The following is a 15474-nucleotide window of genomic DNA, read 5'->3' on the forward strand; positions in this document are numbered from 1 at the left end:
CCACGCCCTCACGGCCTGTTTCCAGGGGTCGTTCGTCCCCGCTCGGCCCGGCAGGCCCGCTGCCGGGCCGAGCGGCACGACGGGGGCGCCGGATGGGGGCTCGCCAAGGGGGTCCACGCGCCCTCGGATGTGCACCGGGAGGCCGGAATGCGTCCGGAAGATGCCGTTCGTCCACTGTTCGACTGCCCGTCAGGCGTCAGATCTGGCCGAATCGGATCCTTGAAATGTCGGATCTACATACTTTCGAGCGGATTGTCCTAGCGAAGACTCTGTAAACACTCGAACTCCTGGGCCTCCCAGTCTCCTCAGCAGGCACAGTTGGGCTTACCGTATGCCCCATGACCTCGCCCCGCTCCTACGACGGAGTCGGCTACCCCTCTCCGTCCTACTCCTCCGGCACGCCCATCTACGACAGCCTGGTCGCTGAGCGCGGAGTGCCGCAGATCGCCCCCATCAACGTGCCGGCGGCGCTGCCTCCGGCCCTCACCTCCGGCTACGCCTCGGCCCCCGCCTACGGCGCGACCGGTTACGGTCCCGGAGCCCAGGGCTTCGGCGCACCGGGCCAGGCGGCGCCCGGCTTCGGTGCGCAGAGCTTCGACAGCCCCGCGAGCAACCTGCCCGCGCTGCCCCCGGCCCGCCTCGCGCTCGGCCCCGGGCCGAGCAACAGCGGACCGGCCACCGCGTACCTGCCGGCCCAGGCCGCCTACGCTGCCGCGCCGCAGCCGCCGGCGCCCGGTTACGGCGGCATGCAGCCGCTCGTTCCGTCCCAGCGTCCGCTCGCTCCGGCGCCCGCACCCGCTCCGGTCCAGAGCTTCCAGCCGCAGGCCGGCCAGAGCTTCGGCGGGCAGGGCTTCGGCGGCCAGAGCCTGGGCGGGCAGAACAGCTTCGCCTCGGCCCCGCAGGGTTTCGCCGGGCAGCCGTCCGTCGGCCAGGGCCAGCCGGGCCAGGGCTTCGGCGGCCAGCCGTTCGGTGCCCAGGGCTTCAACGGCCAGGCGCAGCAGGGCTTCGCGGACCAGAGCCTGGGCGGCAACCAGTTCCGCGCAGCCGCGCCGGTCGCACCCGTGCGTCCGGTCCAGCCGCAGCGCCCGGTGCAGTACGGCGAGCAGCAGTACCAGCAGGCCGCGGGCCAGCAGTTCACCAACCCGCAGTCCGGTCTCCAGGCGAACGCCTACTGACCGACGGGGCAGCACACCCGGAGAACCACAGGGCCCGGCGAACGAGGGCGCCGGGCCCGGCAGGGCAAGGGTCGTCACCGAGGGCCGTCCCGGTCGCAGCGAGGCTGTGACCAGGACGGCCCTCGTACATATGCACCAGCGGTACTGGCAGGATGGGCCTATGCCACAGTTGACCGGACTCCACGTCTACCCGCTCAAGTCCGCCTACCGACTGAGCCCCGAGAGCGCGCACGTCGAGCCCTGGGGCCTGACCGGGGACCGGCGCTGGATGCTCGTCGACGAACGCGGCAAGGCATACACCCAGCGCGAGAACCCGGCGGTCGGCCGGTTCCGTACGCTGCCCGCGCCCGACGGTTCGCTGACCGTCATCGCCCCGGACGGCTCCCGTCTCGAGGTGGCCGCCCCGTCGAGCGCGGACGGCGCCGAGGTCGTCAAGGCGGACATCTTCGGTTCGGTCTTCGAGGCGGCACAGGCGGCCGAGGAGGCGCAGCAGTGGTTCGGGAGCCGGCTCGGCGCCGTCCGTCTGCTGCACCTGGACAACCCGCTCAGCCGCGCGACGAGCCCGAAGTACGCCGGCCCCGGCGACACCGTCTCGATGGCCGACGGATTCCCGCTGCTGGTCACCACCACCGCTTCGCTGGCCGCACTGAACGAGCTGATCGCCGCCGACCACCCGGGGGACGAGGTCAAGGGCGCCGCTCTCCCGATGGAGCGATTCCGTCCCAACCTGGTGGTCGACGGCACCGACGCCTGGGCCGAGGACGGCTGGCACCGGATCCGGGTCGGCGAAATGACCTTCCGGGTGGTCAAGCCCTGCGGCCGGTGCGTGATCACCACCACCGACCAGGAGACCGGCGCCCGCCCGTCCCAGGAGCCGCTGCGGGCCCTGGCCAAGTACCACCGCTTCGGCAAGCGGCTGGTCTTCGGTCAGAACCTGATCCCCGAGCGCCCCGAGGGCGTGAGCGGGGATCTGCTCGGCACCGTCCGCCTCGGCGACGAGGTCACCGTGCTCGAGGAGGGCCCGCGCCCGGAGCCGGACCGGCGGGGCTGAACCGGCCCGATGGGAACGACACTGCCCGGCGGGGCCGATACTGCCTCCGGCGGGGCTGGTACTGCCTCCGGCGGGGCTGGTACTGCCTCCGGCGGGGAACTGGATGTCCGCTCGCTCGTTGTCCTCGGTGAGCGTCCGTGGAGCCGGGCCGGGCACGCTACCGTGGGCACGGGGTGGGCAGGTTCGACGAAGGTGGGATGACGGATCGTCATGGGTGAGCACAGGGTCCGGGTCACGCAGGACAGCGCCTCTCGCTGGCGGCGGCGCGCCGGAGAGTACGAGACGCTCCGCGAGGCCCTGGAGGTGGCCGAGCCCGGCGACACCCTGACGGTCCGTCCCGGTACCTTCCGGGAGGGCCTGGTGATCGACAAGCCGGTCACCGTCCTGGCCGCCGAGGGACCGGGCACCGTCCGGATCGACCCTCCCGGCGGGGTCGCACTGCTGGTCACGGCCGCCGTGACGGTGCGCGATCTGGTGATCGAGGGCGCCGAGCTCTCCGTCCCCGCCGTGCTGGTCACCGGCCCCGAGGCAGCCGCCGAGCTGCTCAACTGCCGGGTGGCGGCCAGGTCCTCGGTGGGCGTCGAGATCGCCGACCGGGCCAGCGCCACCCTGCGGGGCTGCACCGTGCACAACCCCTCGGGCCTCGGTGTGAGGCTGCGCGCGCAGGCCACCGCCGTGATCGAGGACAGCGAGCTCGCCGAGGCCGGGCAGGCCTCTCTCGCCGTCCTCGGCGGCGCGAGCGCCCGGCTGGAACGCTGCCGCCTGCACCACGCGAGCGGGGCCGGTCTGGTCCTCGCCGACCAGGGCAGCGGCGCCGAGCTGACGGACTGCGAGATCTACGAGATCCGGGGCAGCGGGGTGCAGGCGGAGGCGCAGGCCGTCGGCCGGCTCACCGACTGCACCATCCACCGGGTCTCGGGCAACGGCCTGACCCTGGACACCGAGGCCGAACTCACCCTCACCGGCTGCCGGGTGCACGACCTCCCCGAGAACGCCGCCGACCTGCGCGGCCGCTCCCGGCTCGTCCTGGAGCACAGCACCGTCCGCGACTTCGGCCGGGGCGCGCTCTCCATCTGGGACCAGGGCACCCACGCCGAGGCGCTCGCCAGCGAGATCCACAGCAGCGACGGCGACTACCCCGCCGTCTGGGTCAGCGACGGCGCCCAGCTCACGCTCACCGACTGCGCGCTGCACGACCTGCCCGACGCCCTGTTCGTCCTGGACCGCGACTCGCGCGCCACCGCCAAGGACTGCTCGTTCAGCCGGATCCGCAGCTCGGCCGTCTCGGTCAGCAGCGGCGCCACCGTCACCCTCGCCGACTGCCGCATCCAGGAGGCGGCCACCGGCCTGTGGTTCCGTGACCACGGCAGCGGCGGGCGGCTGACGGCCTGTGAGATCTCCGACGTCGCCACCGGCGTGATCGTCACCAAGGGCGCCGACCCCGAGCTGCGCGGCTGCACCGTACGCGGCAGCGTGGACGCCGCCGTGTACATCTCCGCGCAGGGGCGCGGCAGTTTCGAGGACTGCCGGGTCTCGCACGGCAAGGGCTTCGGATTCCACGTCATCGACGGCTGCCGTACGGTGCTGACCCGCTGCCGGGCCGAGCAGAACGGCCGGGCCGGCTTCGAGTTCTCCGAGCCGGGGCCGATCACCGAGGGCTGCGTCTCCGACGACGTACCGGCCGCTTTCGACCTGCCCTCGCCGCGCACCGGGCAGGTCTCCACCGCCTCCGCCGTGTCCACGGCCCAGGCCGTCCTGGCCGCACCGCTGGCGGCCGCCGCCTCGGCGGCGCAGATCTCGCCGATCCCCGACTGCCGCCCGGCCGACGAGGCGCTGGCCGAACTCGACAGCCTGGTGGGCCTGTCCACCGTCAAGCAGGAGGTGCGTACCCTGATCGACCTGATCTCGGTCGGCCGACGGCGCCGGCAGGCCGGTCTCAAGGCCCCCTCGCTCCGCCGCCACCTGGTCTTCACGGGCGCCCCGGGCACCGGAAAGACCACGGTGGCCCGCCTCTACGGGGAGATCCTGGCCTCACTGGGCGTGCTCCAGCGGGGCCACCTGGTCGAGGTCGCCCGGGTCGACCTGGTCGGCGAGCACATCGGCTCCACCGCGATCCGCACCCAGGCCGCCTTCGACCGGGCCAGGGGCGGGGTGCTCTTCATCGACGAGGCCTACGCACTGGCGCCCGAGGACGGCGCCAGGGACTTCGGCCGGGAGGCGATCGACACCCTGGTCAAGCTGATGGAGGACCACCGCGACGAGGTGGTGGTGATCGCGGCCGGATACACCGCCGAGATGGAGCGCTTCCTCGGCACCAACCCCGGTGTCTCCTCCCGTTTCTCCCGTACCATCACCTTCCCCGACTACTCGGCGGACGAGCTGCTGCAGATCGCCCGCGCCCAGTGCGCCGAACACGAGTACGCCCTGGCCGAGGCCACCGAGTCGGCGCTGCTCGACCACTTCGGCTCGCTGGAGCGCGGTCCCTCCTTCGGCAACGGCCGCACCGCCCGGCAGGTCTTCGAGACCATGGTCGAACGCCATGCCATGCGCATCGCCCAGCTCCCGGACGCCTCCACCGAGGATCTCCAACTCCTCGTCCCGGCCGATCTGCCCTGCTGACCATCTGCGAGGATGGTCCGGGACGACTTGACGGGAGCCTGTGGACGTGACCGACAACAGCAACCTGCTGGCCGAGCAGCGGCGCGCGCTGATCCTCGACGAGGTGCGGCGGCGCGGCGGTGTCCGGGTCAACGAGCTGACCCGGCAGCTGAACGTCTCCGACATGACGATCCGTCGGGACCTGGACGCGCTGGCCAGGGGCGGCGTGATCGAGAAGGTGCACGGCGGCGCGGTGATGGTCGAGGAGGCCCGCACCCACGAGCCGGGATTCGAGGCCAAGTCCACGCTTGAGCTCTCCGCCAAGGAGGGGATCGCGGTGGCCGCCGCCGGACTCGTCACTCCCGGCAGCGCGGTCGCCCTCTCCGGCGGCACCACCACCTACGCCCTCGCCCAACACCTCACCGAAATCGGGCAGTTGACGGTGGTCACCAACTCCGTCCGGGTCGCCGACGTCTTCGAGCGGGCGCAGCGTCAGAACGGCGCCCCCGGTGCCACCGTCGTCCTGACCGGCGGCGTGCGCACCCCCTCCGACGCCCTGGTCGGCCCGATCGCCGACCGGGCGATCCGCTCGCTCCACTTCGACCTGCTCTTCCTCGGCGCCCACGGCCTCTCCCCCGAGGCCGGTCTCTCCACCCCCAACCTCGCCGAGGCCGAGACCAACCGGAACTTCGTCGCCTCGGCCCGCCGCGTCGTCGCCGTCGCCGACCACACCAAGTGGGGCGTCGTCGGCCTCTCCACCTTCGCGGCCCTCACCGAGGTCGACACCTGGGTCACCGACTCCGCCCTCCCGCCCGAAGCCGCCGCCACCGCCCGCGACCACATCCGCGAACTCGTCCTGGCGAGCTGACGCCTGACCGCCGTTGTCGACGACGTGGCCGACGAGCCCTGCGGGCCGCTCCGGGCAGGGGGCGAGCACGGTGGGCTGTCAGCCCAGGAGGCCGGTTCCGTTGAGGAAACGTTCCATCTCCTGCCGGTAGGGCTCGATGTCGATGCCCTGCCCGGCCAGCCAGGCGTCGGAGTAGTACTTGTCGAGGTAGCGGTCGCCCGGGTCGCAGATCAGGGTGACGACGCTGCCGTGTTCTCCTGCCGCCCGCATCTCGGCGACGATCCGCAGCGCGCTCCACAGCCCCGTGCCGGTGGAGGCGCCGGCCTTCTTGCCGAGGTGGTGCTCCAGGACCCGGATCGCGGCGATCGAGGCGGCGTCGGGGACCTTCATCATCCGGTCGATGGCCCCTGGCACGAAGCTGGGCTCCATCCGGGGGCGGCCGATCCCTTCGATCCGTGAACCGCTCTCGCAGGTCGCGGACTGGTCGTGGTTGACCCAGCCCTCGAAGAAACAGGAGTTCTCCGGGTCGGCGACGCAGATGCGGGTGTCCTGCAGGGTGTAGTGCACATACCGGGCGATGGTGGCGGAGGTGCCACCGGTGCCCGCGGTGGCGACGATCCAGGCGGGCTCGGGGTGCGGCTCCAGCCGGAGTTGGGCGAAGATCGACTCGGCGATGTTGTTGTTGCCGCGCCAGTCGGTGGCCCGCTCGGCATACGTGAACTGGTCCATGTAGTGGCCGCCGGTCTCCTCGGCGAGCCGTGCCGAAACCTCGTACACCTCGGCCGGGTTGCCCACCAGATGGCAGCTGCCGCCGTGGAACTCGATCAGGTCGATCTTGGCCTGGCTGGTGGTCTTGGCCATCACCGCGATGAACGGCACACCGATGAGCTTGGCGAAGTACGCCTCGGAGACGGCGGTCGAGCCGCTGGACGCCTCGATCACCGGCTTGCCCGGTCTGATCCAGCCGTTGCAGAGTCCGTGCAGGAAGAGCGATCTGGCCAGCCGGTGCTTGAGACTGCCGGTCGGGTGGGTCGACTCGTCCTTCAGGTAGAGGTCGATGCCCCACTCCTCGGGCAACGGGAAACGCAGCAGGTGCGTGTCGGCGGAACGGTTGGCGTCGGCCTGCACCCTGCGGACGGCCTCCTTCAGCCATGCCCGGTACTCGGTGTCCGAACGGTCGACATCCAGTGTCTCGACGGCCATTTCAGTCTCCTCGGCTCTGCGGATTCAATCAACCGAGTGTAACAATCGACTACGAAAAGTAATCGTTGCAGTTCCTCCAGCTTCCGCTTATCGCAGCTGTCGAGCGCAGGGCCGGAAGCTCACAAGCAGCGACGCCGGTCGGGCGTGGGCCCGACCGGCGTCGTCAACTCCCGGTTCGGCGTTCGGCGCCTACGGTTTCGGCTGCTTGCCACGGCCCTCGTGCTGCTCGGTGAGCACCGCGCGCCGAGCCCGGTACTCGTCGGCGTCGATCTCGCCCTGTGCGTAGCGGCGGCCGAGCACCGCGAGCGGGCTGTCACCGAACGGGGCGCAGTGACGACGCAGGACCGTACGCCGCAGGAGCACCACGGCGAAGAAGATCAGGGCCAGCCAGAACAGCGGGACCAGCAGCAGCCACGGGCCTGCCCAGTGGTGGTATTCCGCGATCGGCATTGCGTACAGCATGGTGGACATCGAAGGCATCTCCTCGGGGTGGTTCACGTTCCGGGACAGTTCGAGCATCCCGCTGGAGCCGCTGCCGGTCGTCGTACCGGCAGCGGTAGTTGTGCTACTCCCGGGGAAGTAGCACGGGGCTGCGCCGTCCGCCGGGCCGCTCGGAGCCGACGAGTGCCGACGAGTGTCGTCCGGAGCGGAGGGTGCCTAGCCTGGTGGGAGGAGGTGGTGGAGATGTTGGCAGATGCCCCCGTCTACGCCGTGATCCCGGCCAGCGACCTTGAGCGGGCCACGGACTTCTACCGCGACACCCTGGGCCTGAAGCTTGCGGTCCAGAGCGAGGAGGAGGTCCGCTTCGAGAGCGGCGGCACCCTGTTCTCGGTCTATCGGACACCCAGCGGCGGGAAGGCCGCCCACACCCTGGCCAGTTGGAAGGTCTCCGACCTCGACGCCGAGATGGCCGACCTGCGGTCGCGCGGAGTCGTCTTCGAGGACTACGACCTGCCGGGCCTCAAGACCGTCAACGGCGTCGCGGAAGCGGAGGGCATGCGCTGCGGCTGGTTCAAGGACAGCGAGGGGAACACCCTCTGCATGGCCGAGGAAAGGACGCCATAGGGCATCGCGCCCCTGGACAGTGCAACCGACTCCGACGAATGCCGACTGGCGGAGCCTCTCGGCTGGCAGCGGCTGTGGGGTCAGCCGAGCCAGCCCGGTCTGACCAGGCCGGTCTCGTACGCGAGCACCACCAGCTGTGCCCGGTCGCGGGCGCCCAGTTTCACCATGGCCCGGCTGACATGGGTCTTGGCGGTGAGCGGGCTGACCACCAGGCGGCGGGCGATGTCCTCGTTGGACAGGCCCATGCCGACCAGTGCGAGCACCTCCCGCTCCCGCTCGGTGAGCCTGGCCAGGTCGGCCGCAGCCTGGGCCGGGGCCTTGGAGCGGGCGGCGAACTCGCCGATCAGACGGCGGGTCACGCCCGGCGAGAGCAGTGCGTCACCGGCCGCGACGACCCGGACGGCGCGCAGCAGGTCCGCCGGTTCGGTGTCCTTCACCAGGAATCCGGCGGCGCCCGCGCGCAGTGCCTCGAAGACGTACTCGTCGAGTTCGAAGGTGGTCAGCACCACCACCTTGACGTGAGCGAGCGAGGTCTGGGCGCCGATCCGGCGGGTGGCCTCCAGGCCGTCCAGGCGGGGCATCCGGATGTCCATCAGGACGACGTCGGGCATGAGCCGGGAGGTGAGCTCGACGGCCTGCCCGCCGTCGTCCGCCTCGCCGACCACCTCGATGTCGGGCTGGGCGTCCAGCAGCGCCCGGAACCCCGCGCGCACCAGCACCTGGTCGTCGGCCAGCAGCACCCGGATCATCGCCCGCCTCCCTGCCCGCCGCCGGACGGGCGCGCGCTGTCGCCCGGGGGCGCGCTGTCGCCCGGGCCCGCGTCGCCGGTCGGCAGCCAGGCGTGGACGCGGAAGCCGCCGTCCGCTCGCGGCCCCGTCTCCAGCGTCCCGCCGAAGGCTGCGACGCGCTCCCGCATCCCGACCAGTCCGCTGCCGGAGCCGTCGGCGTCGTTGCCGCGCCCGGCCGGGCCCGGGTCGTCCACCTGGACGGCGAGGCCCTCGGGCGCCTGCCAGTCCAGCAGGACGTCCGCACCGCGGGCCGCCGAGTGCCGGATCACGTTGGTGAGCGCCTCCTGGACGATCCGGAAGGCCGCCAGGTCGAGACCGGCGGAGAGCTGACGCGGGGTGCCCTCGGCCCGGACGGTCACCGTGAGGCCGGCGTGACCGGCCTGGCGGACCAGCTCGTCCAGCCGGGCCAGGCCAGGAGCCGGGCTGCGCGGCGCACTTGCGTCGGGCCCCCGCAGCCGGCCCAGCACCTGACGGACCTCGCCCAGCGCCTCCTTGCTGGCGGCCTTGATCGTCACCAGCGCCGTCCTGGCCTGTTCGGGCCTGCTGTCCAGGAGTTCCAGGGCCACGCCCGCCTGGAGGTGGATCAGCGAGATGCTGTGGGCGAGGATGTCGTGCAGCTCGCGGGCCATCCGCAGCCGTTCCTCGTCGGCCCGGCGGCGCTCCGCCTCGGCTCGGGCCGCCCGGTGTGCGGCGATCTGCTCCCGCCGGAAGCGCATGATCTCGGCGGCGGCCAGAATCAGCAACAGCCAGGCCGCCACCCCGAGTTCCGACCACCAGCTGGGCCGGGGCACCGGCCCGCGCTGCCCACCGGCCGGCACGACGTAGGAGAGCAGCAGGTGCGCGGTGTAGAAGGCGGCCGCGCTCAGCCACGCCGCCCGCCGGTGCCCGCACTGCACGGCCACGAACAGGGCCACCACCGGGCTCAGGAAGACCGGACCGTACGGGTAGCCGGCGATCAGGTAGACCACGGTGACGGCGGAGACGGCGCCCGCCACCACCGCCGGCCTGCGCCGGCGGAACAGCAGCAGCGCCGGGCCGAGGAGCAGCAACAGGTACCCGAAGGCGTCCAGTCCGGGCCGGCCGCTCTGGTGGGCGGCGGCGCCCTTCGTCCCGGCCACCTGGACGAAGGCCACCAGCACCGAGGAGGCCACCGGCCAAGGCGCCCGCGCGGTACGAGCCCACGGCGGGCGCCAGGGCGGGCGTTCATCGGTCATGCCGGGAAGGCTATCCGCGCGACCCGCCGTCGGACGTCAGCCTGACGCGGTGCGCGTGCCTACTCCCGCCGTAGTACGTACGCGGGCCCTGGCCCTGAGCGCATGGGGCGTTCCGGGGGCGCAGGCGGAGGAACTCAGCGCCAGGCGTGCACCCCCCCCCCCCCCCGGTCCCGCGCCCTGCACATGTCCACGCGCCGCCCCCGCAGCGCCTGCGCGTTGCCCCGCCGGCCCTGGCGCCTGCGTTCGCTCGCAAAGCCGTGCCGCCTACGCCGTCTCGGTGTCCGGGATGCGCACCGCTGCGCCGCTGACCCGGATCCTCGGATCGCCCGGGCGCAGCTCGACCCGCAGGCGGCCGGGGCGGCCGAGGTCGTCGCCCTGGTGCAGGGTCAGCACGGTCACCCCGGCGGCGCCCGGCTCGCCGGCCTCGTCCGTCGGGCCCGCCTCGCCGAGTTCCCGCAGGTACGCGCCGAAGGCGGCGGCTGCGGCACCGGTGGCCGGGTCCTCCACGACGCCACCGACCGGGAACGGGTCGCGGACGTGGAAGGTGCCGGCCGTCTCCCGCCAGACCAGCTGAAGGGTGGTCAGGTCACGTGCCGTCATGAAGTCGGCCAACCGCCCGAAGTCGTACGCCAGGTCGGCGAGGCGACGGCGGGTCGCCGCCGCGAGGACCAGATGCCGCGCGCCGGCGTACGCGATCCTGGGCGGCAGCGTCGGGTCGAGTTCGGCGCGGCGCCAGCCGAGTGCGGCGAGCGCCTCGTCGACATCCGCGTCGGTGATCGCCTCGACATGCGGCTCGACGCTGGTCAGCGTGGCCTCCAGCACTCCGCCGGGGCCGGAGGTCACCTCGACCGGAACGGCCCCGGCCCCGGTCTCGAAGACCACGCGGCCAGGGCCGATCCGCTCGGCCAGCGCCACGGCGGAGGCCACCGTGGCGTGCCCGCAGAAGGGCACCTCGGCCTTGGGGCTGAAGTACCGGACGGCGTAGGAGCGTTCAGACCCAGGGGTGAGGAAGGCCGTCTCGGAGTAGCCGAGTTCGGCGGCGATGGCAAGCTGGGCGGCATCGTCGAGGCCCGTCGCGTCGAGCACCACGCCGGCAGGGTTGCCGCCGTTGGGATCGACGGTGAACGCGGCGTATCGCAGCACCTCTGCAGAGATCGTCATACCCGAACGCAACACGGCCCCACGCCGGTTGATTCCGCGGCGCTGCGCACGTGCGGCTCCGGCAAGCGGGACGTCAGCCCATGGCGGTGAACCACAGCGCGGCGCCGTTGAAGAGCGTGGACGCCGAGGCGGCGAGCACCGCGCAGCAGGTGGTGACGGCGCGGTTGGCCAGCGCGCCCATCACCTTCCGCCGACCGGTGAAAGCCACCAGGGGCCAGAGCGCGAAGGGAATGCCGAAGCTCAGTACGACCTGCGAGATCACCAGCGCCTGCCCGGGTTCGACGCCGGCACCCAGCACGACCAGAGCCGGCACCAGCGTGATCAGGCGTCGCCCGGCGAGCGGGAACGCGCGTCCCAGGAAGCCTTCGAGGATCACCGCTCCGGCGTACGTTCCCACGGCCGTCGAGGCGAAGCCGGAGGCCAGCAGCGCGAAGGCGAAGAACGCCGCGGCCGCCTGACCGAGCGTGGCGGCCAACTCGCCGTACGAGGACGCCATCGAGTCCCCGGCCTTTGGGGTGAGTGCGGCGGCACCGACGACGAGCATGGCCAGATTCACCAGCCCGGCGATGCCCATCGCTGCCAGCACGTCGAACCGGGTGGCGGCGAGCAGACGCGACTCGCGGCCCCGGGTGTCGCCGTGCCGGTCGCGGACCAGCGCGCCGTGCAGGTAGATCGCGTGCGGCATGACGGTCGCACCGAAAATTCCGCACGCGAGCACCAGGCTGTCCCCGCCGGCGAGCCGCGGGGCCAACCCCGAGGCGATCCCGCCCAGGGAGGCTCCGCTGCCGACGGCGTCGTAGACGAACCCGATGGACACCACCGCCAGCAGAGCGACGACGACGGCCTCGAACGGCCGCTGTCCGCTCCGCGACTGCACGACGATCACCACCCACGACACCAGCCCGGTGAACACCCCTCCGGCCAGCAGGGGAACGCCGAAGAGCAGGTTGAGTGCCGCGGCTCCGCCCACGACCTCGGCGAGGTCGGTCGCCATGGCGACGATCTCCGCCTGGGCCCACAGCAGCAGTCTCGCCGGCCTGCCGAAGCGCCGTGCACACATCTCTGGCAGGGTGAGGCCGGTGGCGATCGTGAGCTTGGCGGACAGGTACTGCACGAGCAGAGCCGTGAGGTTGGCGCCGACCAGGACCCAGACGAGCAGGTAGCCATAGCGTGCGCCGGCGGCGAAGTTGGTGGCCACATTGCCCGGGTCCACATAGGCGACGGCCGCCACGAACGCGGGACCCGCCAGCCGCACCAGGGTCAGGGCCCGGAAGCCCGCGACAGCTGTCGTCACCGGGCTATCGCGCTTCTCGTTCCGGCAGGCCGACCGCCGGTCCGACATCACGGCCGATCCTGCCGACGGTCATCGCTCCCCCGGGCGAGCCGAGCCCGGCGAAGAACTCCGCACCGGCCTCGGTGTAGGCCGACCACTTCTCGGGCACGTCGTCCTCGTGGTAGACGGCCTGCACCGGGCAGGCGAATTCACAGGCGGCGCAGTCCACGCACTCGTCCGGCTGGATGTACATCATCCGATCGCCCTCGTATATGCAGTCCACGGGGCATTCGTCGACACATGCCTTGTCGAGCACGTCCACGCAAGGCTCGGCGATCACGTAAGCCACTTGCTCACCCTCTCATCCGTGTTGAGGCTTCCGTACGGCGGATTGCCCGTGCTTTCCAGGTGGTTGTGACCAGAGCGACCAGGGTCATGGCGGCCAGTACGCTCCAGCCCGGCGTGTAGCTGTGGGTGAGGTCCTTGAGAAAGCCCAGGGCCGGCGGAGTGAGGATGACCGCGATCTGGTTCACGGCCATCGCGAACCCGAGCGCGAATCCGGACTTCCCCGATGCCGCGGACTCCGCCACGTACGTCACCCACGGGCCGTACCAGCCGAACCCGAAGAATCCGAGCCACGCGAACAGTCCGCCTACCGCGAGCGCGGAATGCAGTGGAACGGTCATCAGCCCGACGAGTCCGAGCACCACCGCGCTCATACAGACCAGGACGGGGACATAGCGTCCGGACTTGCAACGGTCGCTCCAGGCGGCGAGGGAAATTCGCCCGGCGATGCCGGCGCACTGCGCGACGAGCAGATACAGCGCACCCTGCTCGATCCTCATCGACGCCTTGTCATGCAGGTAGAGCTCGGTGAGGACCAGAATTCCGTACTGCACGGCGATCAGGCTCGTGCCGGACAGCACGATGTTCAGCATCGAGGGCTCGCGGATCATCGCGAGACGTGAGCCCAGCTCCGCCCTGAGCGACCTGCCGGACGCCTTTCCGACGGGCGCGGTCGCCGGTTCGGGCACCTGCGATTCCGGCGTGCGGTAGAAGCCCATGAACACGCCGGCCCCCAGCAGCGCCACCAGCCCGCCGGTGGCGAGGGACGAGCGCCAGCCCAGGTGGTCCGCCAGATAGGGCAGCAGCGCGGCGGCGAGTGCTCCGCCGAGCGGCAGGCCCGCCTGCCGGATCCCCATCGCGAATCCGCGCTGGGACGCGGCGAACCAGGTGGCCACCGACTTGCTGCCGCCGGGCTGCGCGGTGCTGTACCCCGCGCCGACGACGATCAGGAACAGCAGGAGGGACAGGTACCCGGTCGCCAGGCTCCCCGCGAGGAGCGCCAGAGCCACCGCCAGGGTGCCGATTCCCACCACCCAGCGTTCGCTGTAGCGGTCCAGCAGCTCGCCGGCCACCAGCAGCCCGACGAGCGGAACGAGCTGGGCCGCCGAGACGAGCAGGCCGACCTGACTCGTACTCAGCTGCAGATCCCGCTGCAGAAAGCCGCTGATCGCCCCGATCCCCTGGACGAAGAAGCAGGCGCTGGCCTGGGCGAAGGTCGCGATGGCCAGGATGACCCAGCGGTACCCGGAGAAGCGGCCGGCGAGTGCAGCCGAGCTCATCCGACCAGCACCGGCGTCGCCGGACTGTCCACGGCCTCGCCGAGGGGACGCTGCCGCTGCGCGGACAGCAGTTCGCCCTGGACCTTCCGCAGGCCCATCCGCTCGAAGATCACGTCATGGTCGAGCTCGACTCCGGCGCCGTTGACATCCAGCTCCTCCAGGGCGTGGCTGAGCAGTTGGAGATTGTCGGAGAGTTGCACCCGCCCCTCTCCGTCGACCGCGTAGGGCGTGTCCTCCATACCGACCCGCAGGATGTCGACCTGGCTGTCCGGCTGGGCGGCGTACGCCGCGAGGCGGCGCAGCGCCGGGACGGGCGTACCGCGGCGCGGCCCGACGTCCAGCGGCTTGAAGTGCTGGGAGGCCTGCTGCGGCAGTACGGCCGCACCCACGGTGATGGTGACCTGACGCTTCTTCACCCCGGGCTCACCCAGGTCGTACTCCAGGCTCTTCGCCGCCTCGACGACGTTCCTGAACTCGGCGTAGCTCTCCGGGAACGGCAGCCGCGGCGAGAAGCCGAAGAGCAGTGTGATGTTCAGCTGCCCGGAACTGCCCAGGCGAATGGCCGGGTGCTCGATCGCGTAGCGGGTCATGGCGAAGCTCCGGAGCAGCTGCACCCACTCCACCTCGTGGAACAGGCCGAGCCGCTGCCGGGCCTGAACGGCGTTCCGATAGACCTGGTACTGGACCAGCGGCGAGGTCTTGCCGTAATCCGAACCCTTGCTCGTCGAATGGGTTTCCAATTGGGCGTCCTGGACGAGACCGGACGGCTCATAGCCCTCGACCGCCTCCAGGAAATCCGGAGCGGAGATGTAGTCGAGGCTTAACGGCCGGCTCAGCTGCCGTTCTAGCTCGCAGATCACCTGAAGCTCGACGGCGGCCTGAATGGTGACGAAATGCGCGCCGCCCAGGTGCAGCGGAACAGCGCACTGGCTGACGCGTTCCCATTCTCCGAAGCGGAGGATTCGCTCGCGGACCTCATTTCCGTTCCGGCTGGCACCGAAGCTGATCAGCATGTCGCTGCAGCGGCGCTGCACACCCCGGCTGATCTCCTGGTAGATCTCGTTGTCGGTGGTCTGTTCGTGCGTCAGGGGATTTCTGGCATGGTAGTGGTAGTACCGGCATCCCATTCCATAGAGCGCTTCGGCCTCGGCAATCGACGCCCGCGCCGATGTCCTTATAGTGGCGCCGGTGCAGATACTGTCCAGGACCACGTCTCCGGTCAGCCGGTGGTTGTTCGGGGTGAATTTGGCCCCCGTCGAAGCGCAGCCGATGATCAATTTTTTCAACGTCCGCCCCCTGTAAAACGGCATGGGTCATTCTCGGATCGCTCGAACGATCACAACCCTAACCGATGGCAACGAACTGGCAATATGATAATTTTGATACAAAGCGGAATGATCAGTTATCATTTCACGCAGCGTCACCGCACTCCAGAAAGAGAGCCTCGGGCAGGCGACCCCTGTAGCGCTGCGTG

General features: G+C 71.1%; 14 protein-coding genes. 5 read left to right on the plus strand and 9 right to left on the minus strand.

Annotated elements, in window-relative coordinates:
* Positions 1-338 precede the first annotated feature (338 nt).
* The 4 genes from P3T39_RS25590 (at position 339) to P3T39_RS25605 (ending at position 5692) form a co-directional block, all read left to right on the plus strand.
* Positions 339-1175 (plus strand): DUF6643 family protein, encoded by an 837-nt coding sequence (locus P3T39_RS25590; protein WP_280701292.1) that lies wholly within the window; start codon positions 339-341, stop codon positions 1173-1175.
* Positions 1176-1335: 160 nt separating this feature from the next.
* A complete protein-coding gene (locus tag P3T39_RS25595; protein ID WP_280701293.1) occupies positions 1336-2226 on the plus strand; it encodes an MOSC N-terminal beta barrel domain-containing protein in 891 nt (296 codons plus the stop codon).
* 210 nt (positions 2227-2436) lie between these two features.
* Positions 2437-4845: a right-handed parallel beta-helix repeat-containing protein gene (locus P3T39_RS25600; RefSeq protein ID WP_280701294.1), complete on the plus strand. Its 2409-nt coding sequence runs from the start codon at positions 2437-2439 to the stop codon at positions 4843-4845.
* 46 nt (positions 4846-4891) lie between these two features.
* A complete protein-coding gene (locus tag P3T39_RS25605) occupies positions 4892-5692 on the plus strand; it encodes a DeoR/GlpR family DNA-binding transcription regulator (RefSeq protein WP_280701295.1) in 801 nt (266 codons plus the stop codon).
* A 78-nt stretch (positions 5693-5770) separates the two neighbouring features.
* Here P3T39_RS25605 and P3T39_RS25610 read toward each other — a convergent pair whose 3' ends face one another.
* Together P3T39_RS25610 and P3T39_RS25615 are read right to left on the minus strand one after the other, a co-directional pair.
* A complete protein-coding gene (locus P3T39_RS25610; protein WP_280701296.1) occupies positions 5771-6874 on the minus strand; it encodes a PLP-dependent cysteine synthase family protein in 1104 nt (367 codons plus the stop codon).
* Between the two features lie 189 nt (positions 6875-7063).
* The gene (locus tag P3T39_RS25615) at positions 7064-7345 is read right to left on the minus strand and encodes an SHOCT domain-containing protein (RefSeq protein ID WP_280701297.1); all 282 of its coding nucleotides are present in this window, start codon (positions 7343-7345) and stop codon (positions 7064-7066) included.
* A gap of 213 nt (positions 7346-7558) precedes the next feature.
* On the opposite strand from P3T39_RS25615, the gene P3T39_RS25620 reads away from it, so the two are divergent.
* Complete coding sequence (locus tag P3T39_RS25620; RefSeq protein ID WP_280701298.1) at positions 7559-7939, plus strand: VOC family protein; 381 nt, start codon at positions 7559-7561, stop codon at positions 7937-7939.
* Between the two features lie 80 nt (positions 7940-8019).
* On the opposite strand, the gene P3T39_RS25625 is transcribed toward P3T39_RS25620, so the two are convergent.
* From P3T39_RS25625 to P3T39_RS25655, 7 genes are all read right to left on the minus strand, one after another.
* The gene (locus P3T39_RS25625) at positions 8020-8688 is read right to left on the minus strand and encodes a response regulator transcription factor (RefSeq protein ID WP_280701299.1); all 669 of its coding nucleotides are present in this window, start codon (positions 8686-8688) and stop codon (positions 8020-8022) included.
* Positions 8685-9941, minus strand: a complete 1257-nt coding sequence (locus tag P3T39_RS25630) for a sensor histidine kinase (protein WP_280701300.1) — start codon at positions 9939-9941, stop codon at positions 8685-8687. The genes P3T39_RS25625 and P3T39_RS25630 overlap by 4 nt, the downstream gene beginning before the upstream one ends.
* 264 nt (positions 9942-10205) lie before the next feature.
* Entirely contained in the window at positions 10206-11102 is an 897-nt protein-coding gene (locus P3T39_RS25635) for a PhzF family phenazine biosynthesis isomerase (protein WP_280701301.1), read from the minus strand.
* A gap of 73 nt (positions 11103-11175) precedes the next feature.
* Positions 11176-12396, minus strand: coding sequence for an Nramp family divalent metal transporter (locus P3T39_RS25640; RefSeq protein ID WP_280701302.1), 1221 nt, complete (start codon positions 12394-12396; stop codon positions 11176-11178).
* Positions 12397-12400: 4 nt separating this feature from the next.
* Positions 12401-12724, minus strand: a complete 324-nt coding sequence (fdxA, locus tag P3T39_RS25645; protein ID WP_280701303.1) for a ferredoxin — start codon at positions 12722-12724, stop codon at positions 12401-12403.
* A 4-nt stretch (positions 12725-12728) separates the two neighbouring features.
* Positions 12729-14000: an MFS transporter gene (locus P3T39_RS25650; RefSeq protein ID WP_280701304.1), complete on the minus strand. Its 1272-nt coding sequence runs from the start codon at positions 13998-14000 to the stop codon at positions 12729-12731.
* Positions 13997-15310, minus strand: a complete 1314-nt coding sequence (locus tag P3T39_RS25655; protein WP_280701305.1) for a 3-keto-5-aminohexanoate cleavage protein — start codon at positions 15308-15310, stop codon at positions 13997-13999. Before P3T39_RS25655 ends, P3T39_RS25650 begins: the two co-directional genes overlap by 4 nt.
* Between the last annotated feature and the right edge of the window lie 164 nt (positions 15311-15474).

Source organism: Kitasatospora sp. GP82, from assembly GCF_029892105.1.
Classification (GTDB): Bacteria; Actinomycetota; Actinomycetes; order Streptomycetales; family Streptomycetaceae; genus Kitasatospora.